Raw genomic sequence first — 26778 nt, 5'->3', positions numbered from 1 at the left:
GGGTTGGAGGAAATACATTTCCGTCTACACCCTGCTATTGCGAATTAATTGCAACAGATATAGAGACCCCTCATGCATCGCATCGTCTCCGCCACCGTCCATCCGGCACTGCGGCTCATTCTGCTGGCGCTTGCGCTGTGTCTGTCCGTCACCGCGAACGCGGAAGAACCCGACGTGCGAACCACCTGGCGTCTGCTCGATTATATCGCGGTCGACTACGCCTCCGCCGTTTCCGAGGGACGTGTTGCCGACGAATTCGAATATCGCGAAATGGTGGAGTTTTCCGATGTCGTGGCGCGGCAGATCGCTGCATTGCCGGATACTAAAGACAATCGAGCACTCATCCGCCGATCGGACCAGCTGCGAGCTCTGATCGCCAATAAGGAACCCGCCGAGCGAGTTGGGCGCTTAGCGCGCGCGCTGGCAGCCTCGTTGCTGACAGCCTACCCGGTTCCGCTTGCCCCTTCGCAAGCGCCCGACCTTGACCGCGCCCGCACTCTCTTCGCGCAGAACTGCGCCTCGTGTCACGGCGCCGCCGGAAGTGCGCCACCGGCCGCAATGCAGGCACTTGATCCCCCGCCGATCGACTTCACCGATATCGACCGGGCGCGGCAGCGCAGTGCGTTCGGGCTTTACCAGGTCATCGCGCAAGGGCTGGAAGGAACGTCCATGGCCAGCTTCGCATCGCTGTCCGACGAGGATCGCTGGGCGCTTGCATTCCATGCCGGCAGCATTGCTTTTGAAGATGTGGCCAAGGGCGAGCGTATTTGGCGGGAAGATGATGGCATACGCCAGCTTGTCCCCGATCTCGAGACGCTCGCCGCGCTCACACCGGAAAGTCTGGCCGAGCAGATCGGCGAGGACCGTGCGCTCGCCGTCATGGCCTATCTTCGCGCCAATCCCGATGCGGTGGGACAGGCAAATGACGCAGGTTCGCTCGCCTTCGTTCGCGATACGCTCGATCGCAGCCTGTCAGCTTATCGGGCTGGCAACCGAGAGGAAGCGCGGCAGCTTGCCCTGTCTGCCTATCTCGACGGGTTTGAACCCCTGGAGGCCCTCCTGGCAACGCGCGATGGCGGTTTGATGCGGGAGGTAGAACAGGCGCTCGGGCAATTCCGGGCCGGAATAGAGTCCGGTGCGAATCCATCCGAACTACAGCAACTAAGGGCTCGCATCGATAGTCTGCTGGCAAGAGCCGAGGAAGCGTTGGCTCCTGAGGCGGCCAGCGAAATCTCGACCTTTCTCGGGGCGTTCACCATTCTCCTGCGCGAGGGGATCGAAGCAATTCTGGTTGTGATCGCCATGATCGCCTTTGTGAAAAAGTCGCAGCGCTCCGAGGTATTGCCCTATATCCATGGTGGGTGGATCGCTGCTCTTTTCGCAGGTGTCGCCACCTGGGTCGTAGCAACCTACTTCGTAAGCATCAGCGGGGCGAGCCGCGAGATGACCGAAGGGATCGGCGCGCTGCTTGCGGCTGTCATTCTCGTATCGGTCGGGATCTGGATGCACGGCAAATCCCAGGCCGAGGAGTGGCGGCGCTATATCCAGGAAAAAATGGGCAAGGCGCTTTCGCGCGGATCGGCATGGTTTCTCTTTGGTCTTGCATTCGTGGTCGTCTACCGGGAAGCGTTCGAGACTATTCTGTTCTACGCTGCCCTGTGGAACCCGCAGAGCAGCGGCATCATATTGGCAGGTGCCTTGTCCGCAGTCGCGCTGCTAGCGTTCATCGCATGGGTTATGCTGCGCTACAGCCGCAAACTGCCGATCACCCAGTTCTTCCGCTATAGTGCTATCCTGATTGCGATCCTTGCGGTCATTCTCGCGGGCAAGGGCGTGGGCGCTTTCCAGGAGGCCGGAGTTCTTTCCGCCACTTTCATTGCCGGCTTGCCGCGCCTCGCCGAACTCGGCTTCTTCCCGACTGTCGAGACGATCGGCGCGCAATTGCTCACGCTGCTCGCTCTGATTGCCGGATTTCGGATAAGTCGATCACCATCGGGACCGCAGCCGGCAGCTGTCGAGGGATAGGTGATCCCGGTTTGCGATCAGCGGGGTCCGGTGCCGAGACGGCGCGCGAGCCACAAGGAGGCTGTGGGAACCGCGACCCACATCGCGATCGGTATGAGACCGATTTTGGTTCCGGGCACAAGCGGCATGATTGCACTATAGGACCACCCCCAGTCGGCACCGACAGCCAGCACTTCGACCATGGCAGTAATGGCCAGGCCGATTCCCAGGAACACGACAAAACGCGAGATCGGCCAGTCTACGAGCCACGGCGTTTTACCACTGCCGACAGAGGCGCCGAGATAAGCGGCCACCATGATCCCGGCATCGCCGAACGAGGCCAGGCCGCAGCGACGTGCTGCCTCGGCAGGCGACAGACCTCCCGACTGGTAGAAAGGAAGCTGGAGCATCTCCCAGGCGAAAGCGATGAGAATTCCGAATATCGCGATCCAGAGGGCTGGATGAGCACCGCGCCATTCGCGCGATTCCTCAGAGATTTGGTCCTGATCCTGCATCGTCTGATTCGTCACTCCTGCGATCTCCGTCCCGTCCCCATCGCTCAGGTATCGAATTTGGGAAGAGCGAGGCCGCGCAGGCGCAGGGCGTTGCCGATCACCGATACCGAAGACAGGCTCATCGCTGCGGCCGCGATCATCGGGTTCAAAAGCAACCCGGTCCATGGATAGAGGACACCTGCAGCGACCGGAATTCCGAGCGCATTATACGCAAAGGCAAAGAACAGGTTCTGCCTGATGTTGCGCATAGTGGCCCGAGACAGGACGAGCGCCTGAACAACGCCGACGAGGTCGCCGCGCACCAATGTCACGCCCGCGCTTTCGATCGCGACATCGGTACCCGTTCCCATCGCGATGCCGACATGCGAAGCGGCAAGCGCGGGTGCGTCGTTTATGCCGTCGCCGGCCATAGCGACCCGGCGACCATCGCTCTTCAACTGCTCGATCTTGCGATGTTTGTCCTCGGGCGAGACGTTCGCTTCGACTTCGTCGATACCGACCTGGCTTGCTACCGCACGCGCGGTGGCTTCGCTGTCGCCGGTAAGCATCACGATCTTGATGCCGCGCTCATGCAACGCGGCAATAGCGGTGCGGCTGGTTGCCTTGATCGGATCGGCGACCGCGATAAGGCCTGCCGGTGCCCCGTCCACGGCCACGAACATCACCGTCTGTCCGAGGCTTCGGCCTTCGTCCGCCGTTGACCGCCAGCCTTCTTCGAGCGCCCCTATACGCTCCATCATCTTTTCATTCCCGATCGCGACCAGGCGCTTGTCGACATTTGCCTGGATACCTTCGCCGGTCACGGATTCGATATCGGAAGCGTCGAGAATGGCAGCGCCCCTGTTTTGAGCCCCTTCCACGATCGCGTGGGCGAGCGGATGCTCGCTTCCTCTCTCAACGGCAGCGACAAGGCTCAGCAATTCCTGCTCGTCGAAATTTGGCTGCGGTTTTACGTCGACAAGATCAGGCTTGCCCCGGGTCAGCGTTCCGGTCTTGTCGACGACCAGCGTATCGATCTTTTCCAGCGTTTCGAGCGCTTCGGCGTTCTTGATCAGGATCCCGTGCTGCGCGCCCTTGCCGGTACCGGTCATGATCGACATCGGCGTCGCCAGTCCGAGCGCGCAGGGACACGCGATGATCAGAACGGCGACCGCGTTGACGAGCGCGTAGGCAAGGGCCGGTGCCGGTCCCCAGATGGCCCAGACGACAAAACTCACGATAGCGACAAGGACGACGATGGGTACGAACCATCCGGTGACCTGGTCGGCGAGCCGCTGGATCGGTGCCCGGCTGCGCTGGGCCTCCGCGACCATCTGCACGATCTTCGAGAGCATGGTGTCCGCGCCGACCTGCGTCGCGCGCATGGTGAAGCTGCCGGTCTGGTTTACGGTGCCCCCGATCACGGGATCGCCCGCGCTTTTCTTGACGGGAATGGGTTCGCCACTGATCATGGATTCGTCGATGGCACTGCTTCCATCCTCGAGCGTGCCATCGACGGGGACCTTGTCGCCCGGACGCACGCGCAGCAGGTCCCCCGACGTCAATTCATCGAGCGGTACTTCGCGCTCGTCCCCGCGACCGAAGATCTTCATCGCGGTCGGGGGTGCGAGTTCGAGAAGCGCTCGCAAGGCGCTCGATGTCGATCCGCGCGCCTTGAGCTCGAGCACCTGCCCGAGCAGCACGAGGGTCGTGATAACCGCTGCGGCCTCGTAATAGACGCCGACCCGGCCCGCATGATCGCGGAATGCCTCGGGAAAGATTTCCGGGGCGAGGGTTGCCACAAGGCTGAACAGATAGGCGATGGCGACGCCGAAGCCAATCAGGGTGAACATGTTGAGGTTCATGGTCCGGACCGATTGCAGCGCGCGGGTGAAGAAGGGCCAGCCGCCCCAAAGCACCACCGGAGTTGCCAGCAGGAGCTGCAGCCACTGCGCGATAGCGGGTTCGATGACCTGATCGAACGGTCGCGACGGGATCATGTCGCCCATCGCATAGGCGAAGAGCGGCAGCGTGAAGAGCGCGCTCCACCAGAACCTTCGCCGCATGTCGACGAGTTCGGGATCGGGGCCCTCGTTCAGAGTGACCGTTTCGGGTTCGAGGGCCATCCCGCATATCGGGCAAGAGCCCGGCCCCGGCTGCCGGATCTCCGGATGCATCGGACAGGTGTATATCGTACCTTCCGGGACATCCTCGACAGCATCGAGGTGCGCCTTCGAAAGATACATCTCCGGATCCGCGCGGAACTTGTCGAGGCAGCGCGAGGAGCAGAAGTAATGGTCGCCACCCTCGTGTCGATCGACGAAGCGGGCGCCGTCCATCTTCACGCTCATTCCGCAAACGGGGTCGGTCGCCATACCCTCGATTGCATTGTGCCCATCGCTCATCTGTCGTTCTCCCCTAATTGGCCATCACCACGAACTGCCCCATCATGCCTGCGTCCTCGTGCTCGAGGATATGGCAGTGATACATGTAGGGAGTGTCGGGATCGGTATTTTCTTCGAACCGTAACAGCAGCCTGACCTGTTCACGCGGGTTGACGATTACGGTGTCCTTGAATCCCGCCTCTTCCGCCCGCGGAGGCCGACCGTCCCGGTCGAGCAAGCGGAACTGCACGTTATGAATATGAAAGGGATGGGCCATCATCGATGCGTTGGCGATTTCCCATATTTCCCACTGACCCACCGGTACGCGCTGATTGATGACGTCCATGTCCATGGTTTCGCCGTTAATCGACATGCCCCGGCCCATCATGCCCATATCGAGCACGAAACGGCGGCTGCGAACGGCGAGTGAGGGGTCTGGCGCAGCAAGCGCGGCCAGAGTGGGCGGGAGCATTACTGGAGTTGACGCGCCTGAGGGGCGCATATCGAGGATCGAAAACGTGCGCCCCTGCCTCTCGCGATCGGCCCGGTTTCCCATCATTCCGCCGCCCATCATACCCCCGCCTTGCCCGCCCATCATGCCCATGGCGTTAGCAGGGCTGCTGGCAATCAGCCGGAGCGGGCGCCCTTCGGAAAGATCGACGATCACTTGTGCGCGTTCGCCTGGGGCAAGGGTAAGACTGCGAACCTCGCTTGGCGCGGCAAGCAGGCCGCCATCGCTTGCGATGAGTTGCATCGGACGATCACCTTCGAGCGAGAAGGTGTAGAACCGCGCATTCGATCCATTGAGAAGCCGCAGGCGCAGCGGACCGGCGGCGGCCTCGAAAACGGCATTGGCCGTTCCGTTCACATAGATGCGCTCACCCATCACCCCCATCATCCGCGAGTGCATATCGAGCGGGTAAACAAGGCGACCCGCGCCGTCGATCACGCGATCCTGCACGACGAGCGGTATGTCATCTACACCGTACCGGCTCGGCAGATCGAGGCGATCCTCTTCCTCGTCGCGCACGTAGATCGGGGCAGCAAGTCCGGCATAGACCTGTGGTCCGGCCCGGCGATGCAGATGCGAATGATACCAGTATAACGAAGCGCGCTGGCGTATTTCGAAGGACGGGCTCCAGCGCTCACCGGGCCGTATGAGCTGGTGCGGCCCGCCATCCGCTGTGGCGGGAAGTTCGAAACCATGCCAGTGAACGGTCGCATCTTCGGCAAGCTTGTTGTCGATGTGAAAGCGAACCTGTTCGCCGCGGCGCATTTCGAGGGTCGGGCCGAGATAGGATGCGTCGATACCGATCGTCGGTGACGCCGTGCCGGGCACGAATTCTTTCTCGCCCGGTGTCAGGGACAGGCGAAAGACACGCTCGCCCCGTTCGATCGTTCCTGCCTGTAGCCGAGGTATGGCAAGAGGATTGCTTTCGCCTCCCTGATCGAGCGACATCCTGCTTTGCGTACCGCAACCCAGCAGCGGCAGCGCGGCGAAACCCGTCGCCGCGAGGCCGGCGCTCTTGATGAAGTCGCGGCGATCCTTAAAGTCGGGCCTGTCGATACCTGGCATATTCACCTGTTTTTGCGTGGGAGGCACCGGCGCAACCGAGCGCCTCCCACCCACCGTCCTATCGCGGCGTTACCGAGGTAACGACGCTGCCTTCGGTTCCAGTACGAAATTCAAAGGCTATTCCCTCACCGACACTGACCTGTTCGAGGATTTGCGCGTCGGCTTCGAAGGTCATGGTCATCGCGGGCCATCCGATACTTTCGACCGGACCATGCTCGATGGTCACCGTGCCCGCCTCGGAATCGATGGCTGTAACCGTTCCCTCCGCGCTGGCGCTCTGCTCGCCGCCGGTCTCCTCCGCCATCGGCATTTCGCCTGACATGGGCATGCTGTCCGAGTTCGCCATGTCGTCTGACATCATGGTCTCTGAGCTGTCGTCTGCAGCGTCGCAGGCTGCAAGCGCCAGCGGTGCCGCGAGCAGGATCATGTAGGTTGGGGTACGCACTCTTCTTCTCCTTGAGGGTTGGCCGGTTTTTCCGGACGGGGGCGCCGCAACAACAGATAGGCGGCGGGAAGCAGGAACATGGACAGGAGCGGGGCGGTGATCATGCCGCCAACCATCGGCGCGGCGATGCGGCTCATGACTTCCGAGCCCGCGCCGGTGCCGATCAGGATCGGAAAGAGACCCGCAAGGATGACTGCGACGGTCATCGCCTTGGGCCGCACGCGCAGGAGCGCGCCTTCCCGGATGGCCTCGTCTACTTCTTCGGCGCTCAGATCACCGCGTCGCCGCTCCAGTGCGGCTTTCAGGTAAATCAGCATCACTACGCCGAATTCGGCGGAGACGCCGGCAAGCGCGATGAAACCGACCGCAGTCGCCACCGACTGGTTGTAGCCCATCAGATAGAGCAACCAGTATCCGCCCGTCAGCGCGAAGGGCAGCGTGCCCATGATCAGCAAGGCTTCGTCCCAGCGCCGGAAAATGAGATAGAGCAGCAGGAAAATGATCGCAAGCGTCGCGGGAACCACGACCTTCAGTCGCTCATAGGCGCGCGTCAGATATTCGAACTGGCCCGCATAGGACAGGCTGACGCCGGCAGGAAGATCGACACCCGCGGCGACGACCTCCTGCAGATCGGCGACCACCGAAGTAAGATCGCGGCCCCGGACGTCGACGTAGATGTAGCTGGTCAGTCGGCCCTGTTCGCTCTTGAGCATGGGCGGACCGTCGCTGACGGCGATACGGGCGACAGTGCCAAGCGTGATCTGTTGGCCGGACGGCGTCAGAACCGGCAAGGCCCTGAGTTCCTCGACGCTGTCCCTGATTTCGCGGGGATAGCGCACATTGATCGGATAGCGCGCCAGCCCCTCGACGGTCCGTGCGACATTGGCACCGCCAACTGCACCAGAGACGATCTGCTGGATGTCGGCAATGTTGAGCCCGTATCGCGCGGCCGCCATCCGGTCGATATCGACATCGACATAGCGACCGCCCGACAGGCGCTCCGCCAGGGCGGAACTCACGCCAGGCACGGTCTTGGCGATACGCTCCACATCGAGTGCAACGCGTTCGAGTTGATCGAGATCGTCGCCTGAAACCTTGACCCCGATCGGGCTCTTGATCCCGGTCGCGAGCATGTCGATCCGGTTGCGGATCGGCGGCACCCAGACATTGGCGAGGCCCGGCACCTGAACGACCCGGTCAAGTTCCTCGACCAGCAGATCGGGCGTCATTCCCTCGCGCCACTCCTCGCGCGGCTTGAAGCGGATCGTCGTTTCGAACATCGTCAGGGGAGCCGGATCCGTCGCTGTATCGGCGCGCCCCGCCTTGCCGAACACCGTTTCCACCTCGGGGACCGACTTGATCAGGCGATCGGTGCGCTGCAGCAGCGCCGAAGCCTCGCCGGGGGAAAGGCCGGGCAGCGCGCTCGGCATATAAAGCAAATCGCCTTCATCGAGCGGCGGGAGGAACTCGCCGCCAAGCCGGGTGAAGGGGATCGCGGTGGTCAGGAAGATCAGCGCCGCGATCACCAGCGTTGCCTTTGGGCGCCGCATGACCCAGTCGAGCCCCGGACGATAGATTTTCGTCAGCCAGCGGTTGAGAAAATTGGAATCCTCCGAAGGGATCTTGCCACGGATCAGCCATCCCATCATTACCGGCACCAGCGTTACCGACAGAATGGCCGCGGCCGCCATGGCATAGGTCTTGGTGAAAGCGAGCGGAGCGAACAACCGCCCTTCCTGCGCCTGCAGGGTGAAGACCGGTAGGAACGACAGCGTAATGATCAGCAGACTGAAGAACAACGCCGGTCCCACTTCCTTCGATGCATCGGCGATGATCCGCCAGCGTTCCTTCACCGCGAGCGCGGTATCGGGATTCTCGTGTTCCCATCGCTCGAGATGCTTGTGCGCGTTCTCAATCATGACGACGGCGGCATCGACCATCGCACCGACCGCGATGGCTATTCCACCCAGCGACATGATGTTGGCATTGACGCCCTGGATGCGCATCACGATGAAGGCCGCGAGCACGCCCAAAGGCAGGGTGATGATGGCGACAAGTGCCGAACGCGCGTGCCAGAGGAACAGCGCGCATACGAGCGCCACGACGATAAACTCTTCGATGAGCTTCGTGGTGAGGTTCTCTATAGACGCATCGATGAGCTGAGAGCGATCGTAGGTCGTGACGATCTCGACGCCTTCGGGAAGGCTTGCCTGCAAGTCGTCGAGTTTGAGTTCCACGGCTTGGATCGCGCTTCGCGCATCCGCGCCCTGGCGCAGAACGATGATGCCCCCGGCAACCTCGCCTTCGCCATTGAGCTCGGCGATGCCACGGCGCAGCTCGGGGCCTACCTGGATTGTCGCTACGTCGCCAAGCGTGACCGGAATGCCGCCGCTCGCAGTGCGTAGTGGAATCTGCCGAAAATCCTCGAGGTCGCCGAGATAGCCCGAGGCACGCACCATATATTCGGCTTCGCCCATCTCGACGATCGAGCCGCCCGCTTCCTGGTTGGCGGCCTGGATTGCGCTCACGATCTCGGCGTGAGTCACGCCGAGCGATGCCATCCGGTAAGGTTCCAGCACGACCTGGTATTGCTTGACCATTCCGCCGACGCTGGCGACCTCGGCAATGCCGGGAATCGTCTTGAGCTCGTAGCGCAGGAACCAGTCCTGCAGGCTGCGCAGTCCGGCAAGGTCGTGCCCGCCGGTCCGGTCGACGAGCGCATATTCGTAGATCCACCCCACACCGGTTGCATCGGGCCCAAGCGTGCTCGTGACGCCATCGGGCAGGCGGTTCTGCACCTGGTTGAGATATTCGAGCACGCGCGAGCGTGCCCAGTAGAGGTCGGTACCGTCCTCGAAGATGATATAGACATAGCTGTCACCGAACATCGAATAGCCACGGACGGTTTTCGCCCCCGGCACCGAGAGCATGGTCGTTGCCAGGGGATAGGTGACCTGTTCCTCGACGATCCGGGGGGCCTGACCCGGATAGTTTGACCGGACCACAACCTGCACATCGGTCAGATCGGGCAACGCGTCGACCGGCGTCGTGCGCACCGCCCAGAAACCGGCCAGCGTTACCGCGACGGCGGCGAGAACGATAAACAGGCGGTTGGCGATCGAGGCATCGATTATCCGAGCAATCATTGTCCGGCCCTCGTGATAGACTCGATCCGGGGGCCGGCATCCTGCTGGGTGAAGGTGAAGCGCACCCTGTCTCCCGTCTCGAGCCCGCGCATTTGCGCCGCGCTCTTCGTGCGGAAGGTCATGGTCATCGCGGGCCAATCGAGCCGGGGCACAGGACCATGCCGCAGCGTCACCGAACCATTGGCGATCGACTGGATCGTGCCGGTGGCACCGAAGGTCGCTGGTGCGTCCTCGCCGCCGGTGGAAGCGTCATCTGCCTGATCTATCGGACGGACGTCCAGTCCGGTGAGGCTTGCTTCGGAATCGAGCAGGAACTGACCCGATGTCACGACCTGGTCGCCTGCCGACAGACCGGCCAGCACTTCGGTCCTTCCACCCGCTTCGCGGCCGATCCGGACCTCGGCGGGCATGAAACCGCCCTCGTCCTGCTTCACCATCACGATGGTTCGACGTCCGGTCCTGATAACCGCTTCGGACGGTACCAGCAGCGCGCGGCGTGTGTCCGGGGTCAGCGAGACCTGTGCGAACATGCCCGGCTTGAGGCGCCCGGATGCATTGGGCAGTTGCGCACGAACGGTGATCGTACGGCTTGCATCCTGCGCGCTCGGCAGGATAGCGATGATGGGCCCGGAGAAGCGTTCCTCGGGGAATGCGGTCAGCGTCGCGCTGACAGGTTGCCCGACGCGGACAGTCGCCGCCTGCCTTTCAGGCACCGCGGCTTCGAGCCAGATCGGTGAGAAACCGGTTATCTCGGCGAGCGTCTGTCCGGCCATGACTGTCATTCCCGGACGCACGCCGAGCGATGTGATGGCACCTCCAATCGGCGCGGTAACGGTGATCGTGGACTGCGGACGTCCATTGCGCCCTACCGATGAGATCAGGCCTGGAGGCATGCCCAAAAGGCGCATGCGTTCGCGCATGGCCTGCGCAAGTTCTTCATCACCGCTGTTCAGGACGGCCAGATACTCCTGCTGCGCTCCGCCCCATTCGGGAACCAGGATATCCGCGAGCGGCGCGCCCCGTCCAACGACATCGTCGGGCGCGCGGCCGTAGGTTCTTTGTACATAGCCTCCGGCACGTGGCTGGACGATCGCGACGTCGCGTTCATTGTAGGCCAGAACGCCTGTGACGGTTATTTCCGGCTCGAGGACGCCGTACTCGGCTTCAGTGGTGCGGATGCCGAAATTCTGCACCAGGCCGGGATCTATCCTGACGCCTGCAGTGGCCTCCTCGCCCGCGCACTTGGGCACCAGCTGCATATCCATGAAGGGCGACTTGCCCGGCTCGTCGAAGTGCTGCCCCGGCACCATCGGGTCGTACCAGTAAAGGACCTCCTCGCATTCGGTCGCACTGCCGCCCGCGTCGCTTGCACCACCTTGGCCTTCGCCGAGCTGCGAGAGACCATAGCCGGCGGCAAGACTGATGAGCGCGACCGTGCCTGCCATCATCCAGGATTTCTGGCGCGGCGACAGCCTGTCCCACGCGGCTCCCATTGCGGGTTTCATCGGCCATACTCCCCATAAGTCAGTCGCAGGTTCGCGGCGGCCTCGACGGACGCCTCTTCGCGTTGCAGAATTTCCACCCGCAGCATGGCGAGCGTTTTGATGGCGTCGATGATGTCGAGCAGATCCGCGCGGCCTGCGGCAAAGCTCGCGCGTTCGAGGTCCACGCGGCTTTCGGCAAGAGGGAGCAGTTCGTCCGTCGCGCGCTGCCATTGTCGATAAGCGCTGCGCCATGCGGCGAGATCGGTCTCGAACTGGGCTTCGAGTTCACGGAGCCGGTCTGCTCTGGCCGACTGCGCCGCCGCCGCCTCGGCGTCGGCGGCGGCTACACGCGGGTTTTGGCGCCGGTCGGCGAAAATCGGGAGCGTGATCGAACCCATCACCGAGACGACATCGCCAAAGTCGGGATCGCGCCTTCCATAGCTCACATTGACGCCGAAATCCGGACGCCTTTCCGATCGGGCAAGATCACTTCGCGCTTCCGCTTGACGAACCTGCGCAAGCGCCACGACAAGTTCCGGATTGCTTTGCAAACTTGCCCGCAAACCTTCGGGATCGAGATCGGGCGAAGGCGTGGTTCCGGTCGCGATAGCGTTCGTCAGAGCGGTATAGCGCGACAGCATGGCTTGCGCGGCCTCTCGGTCGGCTTCAATCTTGGTCCGCATATCTTCGACCTCGAGCACGGCACGGCGTATTTCGAGACTTTCGGCGGGTCTGGCCGAACCGGCGGCTACAGAACTGCGCGCGAGTGGCACGAGCCCCCCGATTTCAGCAAGCGCATCGTCGGCCACGGTCAGAGCCCGTTGGGCGTAAGCCAACGAGATCCATGCCTTTCCTGCGTTGACGCACACCCTGTAACGGGTTTGAATCAACTGTGCTGCGGCAAAGTCGATGTCGGCGTCCGCCATTCCAGACCGGGCCCTGCGCTTTGCGAGATTGGGAATCTCCTGTTCGATTCCGACTTGGATCTGCGTGGGAAGCTGGCGACCCAGATCAAACGCGGCCGGCCCGCTTACCGGCAGGTTCTGGATGCCCGCGCGAAGGCGCGGGTCAGGCAGTTCATCGGCAGCGTCGGCGATCTCGCGCCGGGCGTCCAGTCGCAGCTCGCTTGTTCGAACCTGCGGCTGGTCGCTAGCCGCTGCTCGCAAAGCTTCTTCATAGCCCACCGACTGGGCATTACTTGCCGGCGCAATGGCCAGCAGGACCGGAAGCGCGGTCCAGCATACTCGTTTCATGATTGTTCATTCCGCAAAAGGAGCGCGTCAAACACGCGTTCCGGATCACCGGCCCGCGTCGAGCGCAGGCCGTTCATCCAGAGGCAGGAGCGCGCAGGCTTAAGCCTGCACGCGGGTCATGCCGGAAATTGCGGAGGTGGCGGTTCTGGCCCCAGCCTTAGGGCGGCGAGCGAATTGGAGATCAAACCGCTGAATTGAGCAGCCTGCGCCGGTAAGTCTTCGGAAAGGGTCGCATCAGCGCCGGGAGCGAGCGGCGCAATGCACCCGAGCGCCACCAGACAATCCAGCCGAAGGTTCTTGCAAGGTGCGCTGCCGTCATCTTCCGTGGAAGTCGCGCCCGCCATCGTTTCCATCTCTGCGCAGGCCGGATCGCCTGCGTCGACGACCTGAGGAAGAGCAGAAGCATGCGCGGCCGACTGGACGAATAGCCCGCAGGCGATCAATAACAGTCCTAGGGTACGCAAGGCTCGCATCACACTCACCTAGAGCTTTGCCGCTTTTAAGACAAGGTCATGCAGCCTGCGGAGAGTCTCAAAATTATCGTGACCCCTCCCGATTGTCGCCGTACGTGTCTCGAACATGCCGCCTCCTCCTCAGTCGATTCCCAGTTCGGCTTTCAGCGCTGTCATGCTTTCGAAGCGGTCTTCTTCTGGGCGGGCTATTGCGGGCTTGGCGTTGACCCAGGTGTTCTCGCAGACGAATTCGAGCATCGATGCCGCAAGATCCGCGTGCCGGCAGCGAAAGCAACCTTCGGCAAGGCGCTCGTCGGAAATGACGGCTTCACCGGTATAGGGTTCGTCCAGGAGCCAGCCCGGTCGCGCAGCCGTCCATTCCAGGCCTTTCGCGCGCTCCAGAAGATCTTCCATTGCGCGCATCTGTGCGAGAATTTTGTGCAAGGCTGGTCTTGCTGTGAGCTCGAACCATGCAGGAACGCTGGGCTGCGCCTCTACGAACGCTGCCGATATCACGACGATCCGGGAAATGCCGGTTGCCGACATCGCTTCCACCAGCCTGCGGGTTCCCTCCGTGTAAAGCGGAGGCGGATCGATCGCCGTCGATGGACTAAACCCTATACCGAGTGCGGAAATAACAGCACGGCAACCTTCGAGCTCGCTGCTGAAGTCGTCATTGAGTACATCGCATTGGAAGTACTCGACGTTATCGACCCGGTCCGATGGTTCGGGCAAGGTGTGCTCGAACGCTCGAACCGCGATGCCCTTGCGAACCGCATGGCGCAGTATTTCCGTACCGGTCTTTCCTCCGGCACCGAAGACCGCAATGGGTGCTGCATCGGTCACAGGCTCAGCTGCCACTGTCGTACCTCATTATGAATCTGGCCGCGCGTGCCGGGCCCGTCGTGATCATGGAGCGGGCGCCGACGCACGCTGGCGCCCGCTCGCTCGTGTTCACGCCTCGCTGTTGCCGCAGGTCGTGTACCCCCAGAACCCGAACTCGTCCTTCATCCGAGGTCCGGCGACGATGAGTTCCTGCATCTGCAGGCCCGCGTCTCCTTCGTCATCGAGAAGGCGCGTGCGGATACGAAGCTCACCATTCGCATACTCACCCGAGGCGCTTGCTGTGACAGGGATCAGCTTGCCGTTGATCTTGATCGCGCCGCCACCGCTGTTGTCGTAGACGAACGACGGAAACGCGACCTCAGTCAGGCGAAACTGACACGTGTTCTCCACTCCCAGCGTGGCGAGGTCCGCGTCGCTCATGGTCTCGGGCAGCATGAGGCCCGGGCTGAGGTTGGCAAGAGCGCTCGCAGCACTCTCTATCGGCGCCGCAGTTGCCGGGGGATCGAGCTGTGCTTCGCGATCATTGCCGACCGCGGAATTGGTGTTGCAGGCCGCCAGAGGGAGGGCTGCAAGCGTCAGGATTGCGATCTTGTTCATTGCTGCATCTCCTCGGGCAGGCGTTCTTCGGTGCGCGGACCGTTTTCCTCGATGTCCTGGATGAGATATTTCATCTCGGCGATCTCGCGCCGCTGCGCGACGATGATGGCCTGCGCGAGTTCGCGAACCCGCGGATCCTTCAGGCTCGCCCTCTCGCTAGTCATGATCGCGATCGAGTGGTGCGGGATCATCGCGGCCATGTATTCGGTATCGTCCACCGTGGTCTGGCTGCGTACGAGCCATAGCGCGAGCGCGAAGACGACGGCTCCGACACCCAAGATGATGAAGTTCTTGGTCCGGTCCTTGTACATGCCCCACATGAAGAGAAGCATGACCACCATCATCATCGCGCCCATGACGAACATCATCCAGAAGCGCGTCTCGCTCCAGAAAACGTCGTCCATGTCGAAGCTGTTGGCATACATCAGGAAGAACATGATCACGGTCGAGGTCGATACCATTGCCATGAACCGCCAGTAGTTGCCGCCCCCTCCACCTTTTTCGTGTGCATCGTGCCTAGCTTCAGCCATATCAATTCTCCTTTTCGCTCATGGTTTGATAGACATATTGGGCGGTGCAACTGATCATCAGGAACCCGGTAAGGGCGGCGATGCCGGAAATGGCGCGCATGTGCCCGGCGGGCAGAATATCGCCGAGACCGACCGTCGAGATCGTGATCAGCGCGAAGTAGTAATAATCCATCCAGCTGTTGATGACGTCCTTCTCGAGCCCGCCAAGGCCCCAGACGGAAGCGAGATACATTCCGCCCGCGAATATGCCGGCGATGACCAGATGGCTGAGAAGAACGAGGCTGGAGCCTGCAAGCAGCCGGAAATGGCGTGGGTCCTTGCCTGGCGGAGAAACGGCTTTCGCCCCGCGCAGCATCAACATGTGGAAGTAGAGAGAGATCGCGAACAGCGCGAAACCGAGAAGCAGTGCCCAAATCATAGCGAGACCCAACCCAGGGCCTTGGCACCCATCCAAAGACCCATACCGATCATGAATAGGTTCTCGGTCAACGATACGAAGCCGAGCGGCACGTTGCTGCTTCCGCCGACGCAAGCGCATTTCAACTCGCGCTTGTCGATGTAGACCGCCTTGAACACGCTGACCGCGCCGACCGTCCCTATGAACAGCGATACCGGAACCGAGACGATCGGAAGCGCGTGCGCGACCATTAATATTCCAGCCAAACCCTCACCGAACGGATATAGAAATCCATATCGTACCCAGCGTCGCGCCAGCAGATCGTAGTTGAGGAACATGGTCGAGAAGCTGCGCACGTCCTGCAACTTCTGGATCGCGAGCAAGGCCATCGATAGGCTGACAAACCATTCGACCGCTTCCACCGTGAAAATCGTGTCGAAAACGTACCAGCTAATTGCCAGACCCAGGAGGAAAGCGACGCCGAAAATGGCAATGACGGGCTGGTAGCTGGTCTCGTCATCACCGGCTTGCGTTCTTTTCTTGCCGACATGCTCACGGACATCGTCGTAACCTCCGATGCGCTTCCCGCCGATGAAGGTTTGGGGGGTGGTTTCTACCCCATGGTGCTCTTTGAACGCATCGGTCTCCTCGCGCGTTTTCAAATGGTGGTCGTCCACCTCGAAACCTTCGCGTTTGAGCAAATCAACCGTTTTCAATCCATACGGACAAACGTGGTCCGGCATGACCATTCGGTAAACGGTGGCAGTTTTAGTCGTCACGATATGCTCCGTCTTGAATTTCTTTTGATCCGCGAACTTGGCGCCTCGATCCTCGTCGGCTTTTGGTCGCTGCCTTTGCGCTCGTGTTCTACTAACGGGGTCACCGCCTCTCTTCCGCCGGTCTTTCTGAAGCGGAGTCCATCGCTTGCGAACGCCTGGACAAATAGAACCATTCGGCGATGAAAACGGCGGCAATGCCTGCGACCGCATAGGCGACGACCGCAGGGTCGGTTTTGAGCTTGGCGAAGGCAAAAGCTGTCAGGACTACGCTGTCCGCCACGAGTGCCGACCATAGCACCCAGGCACGCGCACCGATCTCTTCCCGCAAACCGCGCAGCACGCCCCAATGCACAAGCATGTCCATTACGAGATAGAAAAATGCTCCGAGCGAAGCGATCCGCGACAGATCGAACAGGACCGCGAGCGTGCCGGCAATCACTACGGTATAGACCAGCATGTGACTGCGGATCGGTCCGCTCATGCCGAAATGGCTATGCGGGATCATCTTCATCTCGGTCAGCATCGTCAGCATTCGCGAAACGGCGAAAACACTGGCGATGACACCCGAGGTCGTGGCTGCGATCGCGATTGCGACTGTGAAATAGAAGCCAAGCTCTCCGAGCGCGGGGCGCGCAGCTGCCGCAAGAGAGTAATCGCGCGCCTCGGCTATTTCTGAAGTGCTGAGGCTGGCGCCGACCGCCACCGCGACGAGAAGGTAGACGACCACGCATACTGCGATCGAAATGATAATGGTTCTGCCGACATTCCGATGCGGATCGATGATTTCGCCGCCGCTGTTGGTGATGGTGGTGAAACCCTTGAAAGCGAGGATCGAGAAAGCGACCGAAGCGAGCAACGCGTCGAGGCCCGAAAGCGCGACCGGCTCTGCGAAGGCACCGCCTGAAAATCCGGTGGCCCAGATCGCCGCAATTGCGAACAGGGCGATGCCGCCGATCTTGATTGCCGACATAATGAGCGAAAACCCGCTGACCGATTTGTTGCCGGCAGCATTCACGAAATAGGCGAAAACGATGAGGGCCAGTGCCGCGACGGAGACCAGAATGCCGCTGCTTTCGAGCCCAAAGGGCCGTAAGGCATAGGTCGCGAAGGTCCGAGCGACCAGGCTTTCGTTGATGACCATCGACAGCGCCATCAGGAGCGATGCCGATGCTGCAACGACGCCCGGTCCGTAAGCCTTCTGAAGGATCATCGCGATGCCGCCAGAGGAGGGCCAGCGGTTCGACATCTTGATGTAGCTGTAGGCGGCAAGCGAGGTAACCAGCGCGCCGACTATGAAAGAAAGCGGAAATAACGGTCCAGCCAGTTCGGCAATCTGGCCGGTCAGTGCGAAGATACCTGCGCCAATCATGACGCCGGTCCCCATCGCGACACCGCCCAGCAACGTTATCGAGCCCGCATTCTCGCTATGTTGATCGTCGCCATCTGTCTGCAAGTCTTTCCCCTGTCTATGTCATCCCGTCCGAGAAGCATCACGACAAGCAGTACGTTGGGCAGAGGTTCACCCCTTAAAAAGATCCAGCATTTCTGACCGAGCTTTTGACTATCGCATTTCTCCTATTTCGTGCGTGCTGCAATCATACAAATTGGAAGGGTCCGGGACTGTGGGGGCAGCCAGCCCGGACCCGGCGAGAAGTTCGACAGGCTTCTGTGTCGCTTCCCGCAATTAGTCCTCATCGCCTGCAACCTTTCATGCCGACGCATGGAGTGGCTTCACCCCCTTACGGAAAGGACGCGAAGACGCTCTGTCCGGTTGGGCCAAAGGCGATGACGTCGTAAGGCTGGATCCGGTTTCCGGCCTCCATGCCGGGCGATCCCAGAGGCATTCCCGGAACCGCGATGCCGGCAACGCCGGCGGGCCGTTCGCGCAAAAGCTTGGCGACGGCTTCTGCAGGCACGTGACCTTCGATGATGTATCCATCGACCTCCATCGTATGGCATGACCATAACTCTTGGGGTACGCCCCGCGCGGTCTTGATCGCCGCCATGTCGTTGCTGTCGACCGATGCCACCTTCGTGTTCCTCCCGTCTTCGACATGGCCTGCCCAGTTGAGACAGCACCCACATCCTGGATCCCGGAACATCGTATAGGTCGCTGCCTGAGCCACGTTCGAACAGGCTGCCAGCACGAGCAAGGCCGCGCCGCTAATCGATCGCCGGAGCAGCGAAGGCTTTTTCAAATTCATTGTGCAATTCCTTTCTTGTATCCGCGCCATAGCGAGATCGTCCCGGTTGCCGTCGGGAACCGTTGGAGCAGGCATGGCTCGGTGAAGATTTCGGCGAACAGTTTTTCGACTTCGCCGTCGGCGCTGGGCTGCGTGTCGCTTATGTCGTCAAGAGACTGGACGGTCGCCCGGAAGAGGCTCCGCATGAGTGGGTTATCTTGCTTCATATAATCGGAGATCAACACGGTTCCGCCTGGCACGAGCAAGCTTTCGATGGTTTCCAGAATTGTCTGCTTCTTGCGCAAGGGGACCTGGTGCAGGACGAGGCTGCTGACGATCTTGTTCGGCTGCCACCCTGCGGGTAGCTTGAGGCTTTCGAGAAAGCCATTGTGCCATTTCACGAGATCGGCTCCCGCGCCAAACTTGCGCCGCGCAAGCGCGAGCGCATCCGGGTCGGGTTCGACACCGATCAGACCCGCTTCCGGACAATCCGTCATCAAGGCCTTGAGAAGAGTGCCGGTTCCGCTGCCAACATCGATCACCCGGTCGCCGGGGACAAGGTGCAGCTCTTCGACAATCCTTTGGCGCCAGAGATGTTCGCGGGTGAACAGACCGATCGCCCGGTCGTAAAGCGGCGTCAGAAAGCTCTTGCCAAGAAGAGGCGTAAATTCGCCGTGATCTTCAGGTGCGGTGATATTGCTCACGAGTTGGTTTCCATTCATCCCGGGTTCGACCCGATTCTGACAGACCCGTCTCGATTACGTATGGTGGTGGACATTCCCTCAAAAAAAGAAGTTTAAGGGATTGTGCAGGCGAGCGCGTATAGGACACGTGCAACCCACAGGAGTTTTTCGGATGCGTGACAATCACTCTCTTGATGCGGTGCTCGGAACCCTTTCCGCCACCGGCACCAGCGAGGTCCCCGCCGACTTCATGGATGGCGTTTGGCAGCGCGCCGGACAGCTTGGCGAAATCGCCGACCGACGCCGCCGGACGGCTCTGTTCGTCGGTCTGTTCGTCGTCGGGCTTGGAGCTGGCGCCGGAACGAGCGGTTGGCCCGGCGGCTATGGCACGTCTTCCGCGTCATTTGGCGAGAGTCTTATCCTCGGCGAACAGCTGTCCCCATCGGCGCTCCTCCATGTGGAGCAATAGGGTTTGAAGACGACGCATATCGTTCTCGCGGTGCTTCTCGCAGCACTTGCAGGATGCCTCGGCGCGATTGCCGCGGACCGCTGGGCCAATCACGAGGCTGGCTCCGGCCTCCACGATTTCGTGCACGACGAACTCACCCTGACGGCCGACCAGGAGCAGCGTCTCGATGCGCTCGAGGCTCGTTTCGCTGTCGAAAGGGCACGGCTCGAAGGATCGGCGCGTGCAGCCAATGCCCGGCTCGCCCAGGCGATGGAAACCGAGCATGAGTACGGTCCCGAGGTCTCGGCCGCGATCGACGAGGTGCATGCACGCATGGGCGATCTGCAGAAAGCAACGGTGCGCCATGTCTTCGACATGCGCGAAATTCTCGAACCCGAGCAGCAACGCCAGTTCGACCGCAAGGTCTCCGACGCCTTGACCCGCGACCCTCGCGACTGAAGCGCCATGTCGGGGGCGGGCGACAATCCGGATGAGGCCCTTGTTTCGCAGGCGAGGGCTGGAAACAAGCGGGCTTTCAGCCAACTCGTCGAGCATGAAACTGGTCGGCTTCTCGCGCTCGGGACACGCATGCTTTCCTCTCCTTCTCAGGCCGAGGACGTTGTTCAGGACAGCCTCGCTTCGGTGTGGCTGACGCGCCATCGGCTTGATCCGGACAAGCCGATCGGACCCTATCTGACAACCGTCGTCCTCAACCGCTGCCGGGACCGTTTGCGCAGGCGCAAGGTCGCGGGCTTTTTCGGACTGTCGGGTGATGACGAACTCCATTCCATCGCCGACGATTTGCCGGGTCCTGAAGCGTTGGCCGTTTCCAGGGAAGAGCTCAATCTCGTTCAGGCCGAGATCGCGCGAATGCCTGTAAGGCTGCGCGAAGCGCTTGTGCTCGTGACCATCGAGGGGCGTAGCCAGGCCGAGGCGGCCGATCTTCTCGGAACGACCGAAAAGGCGATCGAAACCCGCGTATATCGCGCGCGCAACAGGCTGAAGGAGCGCTTCGAAAAACTTTGAGGGGTTGGCTGGGCGCGCGCGTAAGTATCGGTAAACGCCAAGTCAGGAGCCCTTTATGATCGCCGTCAATCGACGCAAGTTTCTCGGAGCCGGAGCAGGAGGAATGGGTCTGCTCGGCCTTGCCGGGGCGATGCCTGCCTGGGCACGGGGCGCGGACATCCTCGCAGGTAACGCCCGCAAGGGGCTGGACGAGATATCCGGCCCCAATATCGACCTCACCGTTGCCCGATCGGCCTTCGCGACCGGCAACAGGCGCGGCGGCGCGATCGCCGTCAATGGCACGATCCCCGGTCCGCTGTTGCGATTGCAGGAAGGCACGACCGTCCGGCTCAATGTCCATAACCAGCTCGAGGAAGATACCTCGATCCACTGGCACGGTCTGCTCGTGCCGTTTCAGCTCGATGGAGTGCCTGGCGTGAGCTTTCCCGGCGTCAAACCGGGAGAGACCTTCACCGCCGAATTTCCGGTTCGCCAGTCGGGTACCTACTGGTGGCACTCGCATAGCGGCCTGCAGGAACAGGCCGGGCATTACGGCGCGATCGTGGTCGACCCCGCCGGACCCGATCCGGTCCAGGCCGACCGCGAATATATCGTGGTGCTGAGCGAATTCAGCGAAATGTCGCCCCACACGATTTTCGACAAGCTCAAGAAGGGCGAAGGCTACTTCAACTACAACCAGAACACCTGGACCGACGATTACCCGCTTTCGGGCGAGGATCGCCGGATGTGGGCGAAAATGCGCATGATGCCGACGGACATCCTCGACGTGTCGAGCGCGGCTTATACCTATCTTCTGAACGGCCATGGCCCGCTCGACAATCTGGAATACCTCTTCCGCCCGGGCGAACGCGTGCGGCTGCGCTTCATCAATGCCGGCGCCATGACCTTCTTCAATATTCGCATTCCCGGCCTGCCGATGACCATCGTTCAGGCGGACGGGCAGAACGTCGAGCCGGTGGAGGTCGACGAGTTCCAGATCGGTGTGGCCGAGACATACGACGTCGTCGTGACGCCGGGCGCGCAACAAGCCTACACGCTGGTCGCGGAGTCGATGGACCGCTCGGGCATGGGTATTGCCACACTCGCGAGCGCACCCGGCGCTCGCGCCGCCATTCCGCCGCTGCGCGATCCGCCGCTTCTGACCATGGCCGACATGGGCATGAGCGGCATGGACCACGGCTCGTCTGGCGATGCCGGCATGTCGGGCATGGACCACGGAAGTGGCGGCGACATGGCGGGGATGGATCATGGTTCGTCCGGCCAATCCGAGATGGCAGGCATGGCCGGCATGTCGGGGATGCAGATGCGCGACACGTCACTTCTGCCGCCCGATGTGAAGGTCGGGCCCGGTCTCGACATGGTCTCGATGAACCCGGTCGACCGCATGGGCGATCCCGGCATCGGTCTCGCCGATGTGCCGCATCGTACGCTCGACTATCGCAAGCTGCGCGCTCTGACTCCACACCGCGAGGGCCGCACGCCGTCCCGGCGAATGGAAATTCATCTGACCGGCAATATGGAGCGCTACATGTGGTCGTTCGACGGCAAGAAGTTCTCCGCCGTCTCAGACGAGCCGATCCGTTTCGCCTATAACGAGCGCGTGCGCGTGAAGCTCGTCAACGACACGATGATGGCGCACCCCATTCACTTGCACGGTCATTTCTTCGAGCTGGTCAATGGCGCGCCGGCCGATCGTCAACCGCTCAAGCACACGGTAATCCTGCAGCCGGGTGGCAGCGCGCAGTTCGACCTGACGGCGGACGAGCCGGGCGACTGGGCCTTCCACTGTCACCTTCTCTACCACATGCATGCCGGGATGTTTCAGATCGTCACGGTCGCCAATCCCGACGGGAGCGAAGCATGAAAATTCGTATTGTCAGCCTGCTCGCATCGGTCGCAGCCGGCTCAGTTCTCGCCTCCCCCGCGGCGGCGCAGCATGCCGGTCATTCGCCGGCGGAGCCGCAGCAAAGCGCCGAGGCGCAGGCTGACGCGAAGACGAAGTGCGAGGAAGAAGCCGAGCGCCATCGCGCGATGGGGCATCCGGTTGCAGATGGAGCATGCGAACCGGCTGCTCAACCTGAAGCGGCCATGGACCGCTCGCAGATGGATCACTCAACCATGGATCATGGTGCGATGACCGCTCAGGATGGCCATTCTGGCATGACAATGCCTGTGGACGCTGCCCGTCCACAGGCATCGCCCGAAAGTCATGAAGGAATGGATCACGGCTCGATGCCGCAGGGCAAGCCCGCCGAAGGCGCGATGGATCATTCGCAGATGAATCACGGCGAGATGGGTCAGGCGGAGGCCAGTTCGTCGATGGACCATGGGCAGATGGATCACAGCCAGATGAACCATGGGGAGACGCCTTCGCAGGACAGGCAGGGCATGGACCATTCGGCGATGCAGATGGGCTCGGACGATGATATCCCGCTGCTGCCGCCTCCTCCAGAAGCAGGGAGCGGCCCAGCGCGCGCGGCGGTCGCCATCTGGGGCGAGGAAGCCATGAACGAAGCGCGCCGCGAGCTTGTCCGCGAGACCGACGGAGGAATGCGCTTCTGGTTTCAGGGCGACCGGCTCGAGTACCGCGCCCGCGAGGGGAAGGATGGATATCTGTGGGACATCCAGGGATATTATGGCGGCGACATCGACAAATTCTGGTTCAAGTCCGAGGGTGAGGGCAGCTTCGGCGAACCCATAGAAGGCGCCGAGGTCCAGGCGCTCTGGAGCCGCGCCATTGCGCCCTTCTTCGATTTCCAGGCGGGTGTTCGCCAGGACCTGACCGGTCCGGAACGCACGCACGCGGTTATCGGTATCCAAGGGATCGCGCCTTACCAGTTCGAGGTCGATGCCGCGGCCTTCGTCTCCACCAAGGGCGATGTGACGGCGCGTTTTGAGGGCGAACTTGATCAGCGCATCACGCAGCGGCTGATCCTTCAACCGCGTGCCGAAATCGCACTTTCCGCTCAGGATATTCCCGAACTCGGCATTGGCGCTGGCCTCGACCGGATCGAGGCAGGTCTGCGTCTTCGCTACGAGTTCGCACGCGAATTCGCGCCCTATGTCGGCGTTTCCCAGGAATGGCGCATCGGCGACAGCGCGGATTTTGCGCGGGCCGCCGGAGAGGATCCGAGCGTCACCAATTATGTCGTCGGTGTGCGATTCTGGTTCTGAAATCTCAAAAAGGATAGAACTTCCATGACCAAGACTTTGACACGCATCGCGGCGACTGCGCTTGTTGCCACGCTGATACCGCTGCCAGCCTTCGCGCAGCAGATGGACCACTCTTCCCATGCGAACCATCAGATGCACGCGATGGACCCTTCGGCGGACGATGTTGCGGGCGCTGAAGAAACCCTCAAGGCCTATCGCACCGCTCTTGAAGCGCGCGACGCGCAGGCAATGCGCGCGCTCTTCGCCGAGGACTCGGCGATCTTCGAGAATGGCAAGGCCGAAGGAAGCTTTGCCAATTACATGGAGCACCATTTGGGCTCCGAGCTCGACGCGATTGTGAGCTTCACCTTTACCGACCCCACGCTGACCGTCACCCGGATGGGGCACATGGCCCATGCCTATGAGACGTATGGCTATCGCATCGAACTTAGCGATGGCCGGGTGATCGAGCGCGACGGCGTGGCGACATCGGTGCTTGCTCACGATGCGGACGGGTGGAGAATCGTCCAGTACCATTCCTCGTCGCGCGCGCCGCGCAACTGATTACGGCTTTCGAAGAGGTAGCACCGGTTGGCAACGCCGTCGCTGAAGCTGCGCCTGCATGTGCTCGGCAGCAAGATCCACAAATGGCTGGCGATTTTCGTCGGTGTCCAGGTTCTCTTGTGGATGGGAACCGGCGCCCTCATGTCGTTTCTCGACCTGGAAGAAGTTCGCTCCGAACATGTCGTTTCGCGTGAACAAGAGGCGCTGCCCGCCGATGCCCCGCTCCCGGCCTGGGTCGCAAACGACGGTACTCTTGCAGCGGTAACGACACGTTCGCTCGACGGCGATGCCGTGACCGAGGTCCGCAAGGTTGACGGTAGCGTGAGCCTCCACGATCCGGTGACTGGGCGTAAACTCTCCCCCATCTCGGCGGCAACGGCAAAATCCATCGCCTTGCGCGCATGGACCGGGCCGCGCACGACCATCGAGGCCGCACGGATCGTCGATGACCCCATCGGAACCGAGTTTCGCGGCCCTTTTCCGGCCTGGCAGGTCACCTATGCTGACGAGGCTTCGACGCGCATCTACATCGATGCCGCCAGCAGCACGCTCGGGGCGGCGCGCAGCGATACATGGCGCCTGTTCGATTTCATCTGGGGCCTCCACATCATGGACTGGACCGAGCGCGACCGCATCAACAGTTGGTGGCTGCTGCTGTTCGGCATTGGCGGCACGATCATAGCCCTGTCGGGTTTCGTCCTGCTGGCGAACCGGATGCCGAGGCTGCGCCGCCGCGCAAAGAAGAGCAAGCTCGCCTGAGCCCATGGGGCTTATTCGCGTGGGCGAACGCCTTACCCTCGTTCGCCAGGCCGAACGCGGCCAGGAGCCGAATGCGTTCGACGATCGCGATGATGCCGCCAGCAAGCGTGACCACCCGGGCGCACTTCAGTCGCGCTGAACTATCAAATTAATGCGAGGGGCACGCGGCTGCCGTGCGTATCAGGCACATAGGTCGCACTTTAACTGCAGGGTCGGGAGACATACGAGACATGAAATCCCCCTCATTTCTGGCGCTGCTCGCCGCAAGCCTGCTCTTCGTCGGACCCGTTCAGGCTCATGGCGACGAAAAGCACGGCGAAGAGGCGAGCGCCGCGCCTGCTGCCACCAATGGCGATGTGCACGACCAGGCGGCCATGGCGCAGATGGGCGAGACTGCGGATGCTGGCGAGTCCTCCGGCGCGCACGATGAAGCGGGCGCAGCCCATGACGAGGCCGGTGGCCATGCGGATGAGAGCGAAACCGGCGTCATGGCCGTACTGAAAAAGCTGCATCCGGCAACGATCCACTTCCCGATCGCCTTGTTTTTCATGGCTGCGGCCACCGAATTGTTCGTGATGCGCCGGAAAGGAGCGGGCCTGGAAAGTGCGGTGCGCGTACTCGTCTACGGCGGAGCAATCGGCGCAGTCGTCGCAGTTCTGTTCGGATGGATTCACACCGGTCTGTGGTTCGGCGGCGATACTGTCATGCAAGTCCATCGATGGACCGGTATGCTGATCGCGGTTCTCGGTATTGCGATGGCATACCTCGCGAGCAGGCCGAGCCAGAGCCGCGCATGGTTGCGCGCGTCGATCTTCTCCATGGCGGCACTCGTTCTCATCCAGGGGTTCCTTGGCGGCGAGCTCGCGCACGGACCGGACCATCTTGGCGTTTCGTGGCTCTGAAGGAGTTGAATAACATGCGAATTCTGAAATCGAACACCGCGATAGCATTTCTCGCGACCGCGCCATTGACGTTCGCTCTCGCCGCTTGTGACCAAGCGCAGGAGAGCACACCGGCTGCTGAGGTTTCGCCTATGGGCGGAACTGCGGTGATGCCTGGCACGGCACCCGAGGCGGGTCTTGCAGACCCGGCAACCTCTCCCTCCGAAAATGAGGCAGCGGCCGCACGTCAGGACGCTCTTTCGACAATTGGCGCCGCCACGCCTGCGTCACGGCGCGCTGTCCCGCCCGCATCACGCGCAACTGCCACACCCGCAGCGCCAGCAACGCGCACGCAACCCGCGAGCGAGGCGACCCCGCCCGCCGATCCCCATGCGGGCCATGACATGTCCTCGATGGCCGATCACGACATGGACAGCATGTGATCGGGCGCGTTCCCCGGTGACACGGCTATTCAGGAGATACCTTGGGCAGGAAACCGCAACGAACATCGCAAGATCAGGAAAGGACGGCCCCGCCTCCCCCCGAAGCCCTGCGGGTCGCAGGTGCCCCCAAGGGGCCGTCCAGGAACCCCGCGTGAAGCCCAACCCGACTCGCGGGGTTCCGCTTGCCCGGCTTTGCTGTCCCCGTGCCAGGCGCTTGCCGGCATGGCATTGTGCTATGTGAGCAGCGCGCA

Annotated in this window: 25 protein-coding genes; 9 read left to right on the top strand and 16 right to left on the bottom strand. The window is 61.8% G+C overall.

The genetic code is table 11. The annotated features are described in order from the left end of the window. Nucleotides 1–72: 72 nt before the first annotated feature. Entirely contained in the window at nucleotides 73–2025 is a 1953-nt protein-coding gene (locus WJT74_RS06530; protein WP_343342947.1) for a cytochrome c/FTR1 family iron permease, read from the top strand. Between the two features lie 17 nt (nucleotides 2026–2042). Here WJT74_RS06530 and WJT74_RS06525 read toward each other — a convergent pair whose 3' ends face one another. The 16 genes from WJT74_RS06525 to WJT74_RS06450 form a co-directional block, all read right to left on the bottom strand. Continuing rightward, on the bottom strand, nucleotides 2043–2519 hold the full coding sequence (locus WJT74_RS06525) for a hypothetical protein (protein ID WP_082834748.1): 477 nt from the start codon (nucleotides 2517–2519) through the stop codon (nucleotides 2043–2045). Nucleotides 2520–2563: 44 nt separating this feature from the next. Next, on the bottom strand, nucleotides 2564–4903 hold the full coding sequence (locus WJT74_RS06520; protein WP_343342944.1) for a heavy metal translocating P-type ATPase: 2340 nt from the start codon (nucleotides 4901–4903) through the stop codon (nucleotides 2564–2566). A 13-nt stretch (nucleotides 4904–4916) separates the two neighbouring features. Beyond that, nucleotides 4917–6458, bottom strand: a complete 1542-nt coding sequence (locus tag WJT74_RS06515) for a multicopper oxidase family protein (RefSeq protein ID WP_010240406.1) — start codon at nucleotides 6456–6458, stop codon at nucleotides 4917–4919. 58 nt (nucleotides 6459–6516) lie between these two features. Then, entirely contained in the window at nucleotides 6517–6885 is a 369-nt protein-coding gene (locus WJT74_RS06510) for a copper-binding protein (protein ID WP_054522848.1), read from the bottom strand. Continuing rightward, a complete protein-coding gene (locus WJT74_RS06505) occupies nucleotides 6882–10049 on the bottom strand; it encodes an efflux RND transporter permease subunit (RefSeq protein WP_343342939.1) in 3168 nt (1055 codons plus the stop codon). The genes WJT74_RS06510 and WJT74_RS06505 overlap by 4 nt, the downstream gene beginning before the upstream one ends. Continuing rightward, nucleotides 10046–11542 carry an efflux RND transporter periplasmic adaptor subunit gene (locus WJT74_RS06500; protein ID WP_009824001.1) on the bottom strand — a complete coding sequence of 499 codons (1497 nt, stop codon included), beginning with the start codon at nucleotides 11540–11542 and terminating at the stop codon, nucleotides 10046–10048. The genes WJT74_RS06505 and WJT74_RS06500 overlap by 4 nt, the downstream gene beginning before the upstream one ends. An 8-nt stretch (nucleotides 11543–11550) precedes the next feature. Continuing rightward, entirely contained in the window at nucleotides 11551–12786 is a 1236-nt protein-coding gene (locus tag WJT74_RS06495) for a TolC family protein (RefSeq protein WP_343342937.1), read from the bottom strand. A gap of 116 nt (nucleotides 12787–12902) precedes the next feature. Further along, nucleotides 12903–13259 (bottom strand): hypothetical protein, encoded by a 357-nt coding sequence (locus WJT74_RS06490; protein ID WP_343342935.1) that lies wholly within the window; start codon nucleotides 13257–13259, stop codon nucleotides 12903–12905. Between the two features lie 120 nt (nucleotides 13260–13379). Beyond that, nucleotides 13380–14084 (bottom strand): NAD(P)-dependent oxidoreductase, encoded by a 705-nt coding sequence (locus WJT74_RS06485; protein WP_343342933.1) that lies wholly within the window; start codon nucleotides 14082–14084, stop codon nucleotides 13380–13382. Between the two features lie 108 nt (nucleotides 14085–14192). Next, nucleotides 14193–14681, bottom strand: a complete 489-nt coding sequence (locus WJT74_RS06480) for a DUF6692 family protein (RefSeq protein WP_343342931.1) — start codon at nucleotides 14679–14681, stop codon at nucleotides 14193–14195. Next, nucleotides 14678–15142: a DUF305 domain-containing protein gene (locus WJT74_RS06475; RefSeq protein ID WP_008603933.1), complete on the bottom strand. Its 465-nt coding sequence runs from the start codon at nucleotides 15140–15142 to the stop codon at nucleotides 14678–14680. The genes WJT74_RS06480 and WJT74_RS06475 overlap by 4 nt, the downstream gene beginning before the upstream one ends. A gap of 70 nt (nucleotides 15143–15212) precedes the next feature. Further along, the gene (locus WJT74_RS06470; RefSeq protein ID WP_008603934.1) at nucleotides 15213–15629 is read right to left on the bottom strand and encodes a potassium channel family protein; all 417 of its coding nucleotides are present in this window, start codon (nucleotides 15627–15629) and stop codon (nucleotides 15213–15215) included. Further along, entirely contained in the window at nucleotides 15626–16357 is a 732-nt protein-coding gene (locus tag WJT74_RS06465) for a glutaredoxin family protein (RefSeq protein WP_343348124.1), read from the bottom strand. The genes WJT74_RS06470 and WJT74_RS06465 overlap by 4 nt, the downstream gene beginning before the upstream one ends. A 130-nt stretch (nucleotides 16358–16487) precedes the next feature. Then, on the bottom strand, nucleotides 16488–17840 hold the full coding sequence (locus tag WJT74_RS06460; protein ID WP_009823996.1) for an APC family permease: 1353 nt from the start codon (nucleotides 17838–17840) through the stop codon (nucleotides 16488–16490). A gap of 286 nt (nucleotides 17841–18126) precedes the next feature. Next, complete coding sequence (locus WJT74_RS06455; protein WP_343342925.1) at nucleotides 18127–18591, bottom strand: DUF411 domain-containing protein; 465 nt, start codon at nucleotides 18589–18591, stop codon at nucleotides 18127–18129. Beyond that, entirely contained in the window at nucleotides 18588–19292 is a 705-nt protein-coding gene (locus WJT74_RS06450) for a class I SAM-dependent methyltransferase (RefSeq protein WP_343342923.1), read from the bottom strand. Before WJT74_RS06450 ends, WJT74_RS06455 begins: the two co-directional genes overlap by 4 nt. Nucleotides 19293–19425: 133 nt before the next feature. Here WJT74_RS06450 and WJT74_RS06445 point away from each other — a divergent pair, with 133 nt between their 5' ends. The 8 genes from WJT74_RS06445 (at nucleotide 19426) to WJT74_RS06410 (ending at nucleotide 26105) form a co-directional block, all read left to right on the top strand. Next, nucleotides 19426–19722 (top strand): hypothetical protein, encoded by a 297-nt coding sequence (locus WJT74_RS06445; RefSeq protein WP_009823994.1) that lies wholly within the window; start codon nucleotides 19426–19428, stop codon nucleotides 19720–19722. Between the two features lie 3 nt (nucleotides 19723–19725). Next, a complete protein-coding gene (locus WJT74_RS06440; protein WP_009823993.1) occupies nucleotides 19726–20160 on the top strand; it encodes a Spy/CpxP family protein refolding chaperone in 435 nt (144 codons plus the stop codon). A gap of 6 nt (nucleotides 20161–20166) precedes the next feature. Continuing rightward, entirely contained in the window at nucleotides 20167–20727 is a 561-nt protein-coding gene (locus tag WJT74_RS06435) for an RNA polymerase sigma factor (RefSeq protein WP_151884812.1), read from the top strand. A gap of 55 nt (nucleotides 20728–20782) precedes the next feature. Beyond that, entirely contained in the window at nucleotides 20783–22591 is a 1809-nt protein-coding gene (locus WJT74_RS06430) for a copper resistance system multicopper oxidase (protein ID WP_054522842.1), read from the top strand. Further along, nucleotides 22588–23901, top strand: coding sequence for a copper resistance protein B (locus tag WJT74_RS06425; RefSeq protein ID WP_066761575.1), 1314 nt, complete (start codon nucleotides 22588–22590; stop codon nucleotides 23899–23901). The genes WJT74_RS06430 and WJT74_RS06425 overlap by 4 nt, the downstream gene beginning before the upstream one ends. A gap of 24 nt (nucleotides 23902–23925) precedes the next feature. After that, complete coding sequence (locus WJT74_RS06420) at nucleotides 23926–24444, top strand: YybH family protein (RefSeq protein WP_343342907.1); 519 nt, start codon at nucleotides 23926–23928, stop codon at nucleotides 24442–24444. 27 nt (nucleotides 24445–24471) lie between these two features. Further along, entirely contained in the window at nucleotides 24472–25203 is a 732-nt protein-coding gene (locus WJT74_RS06415; protein ID WP_343342905.1) for a PepSY domain-containing protein, read from the top strand. A 230-nt stretch (nucleotides 25204–25433) separates the two neighbouring features. Next, on the top strand, nucleotides 25434–26105 hold the full coding sequence (locus WJT74_RS06410) for a DUF2231 domain-containing protein (RefSeq protein WP_343342903.1): 672 nt from the start codon (nucleotides 25434–25436) through the stop codon (nucleotides 26103–26105). The last annotated feature ends 673 nt before the right edge of the window (nucleotides 26106–26778 follow it).

This window comes from Sphingomicrobium sp. XHP0239 (assembly GCF_039555325.1).
Classification (GTDB): Bacteria; Pseudomonadota; Alphaproteobacteria; order Sphingomonadales; family Sphingomonadaceae; genus Sphingomicrobium; species Sphingomicrobium maritimum.
Note: the sequence above shows the minus strand (reverse complement) of the source record. Positions and strands in the feature narration are given on the sequence as shown.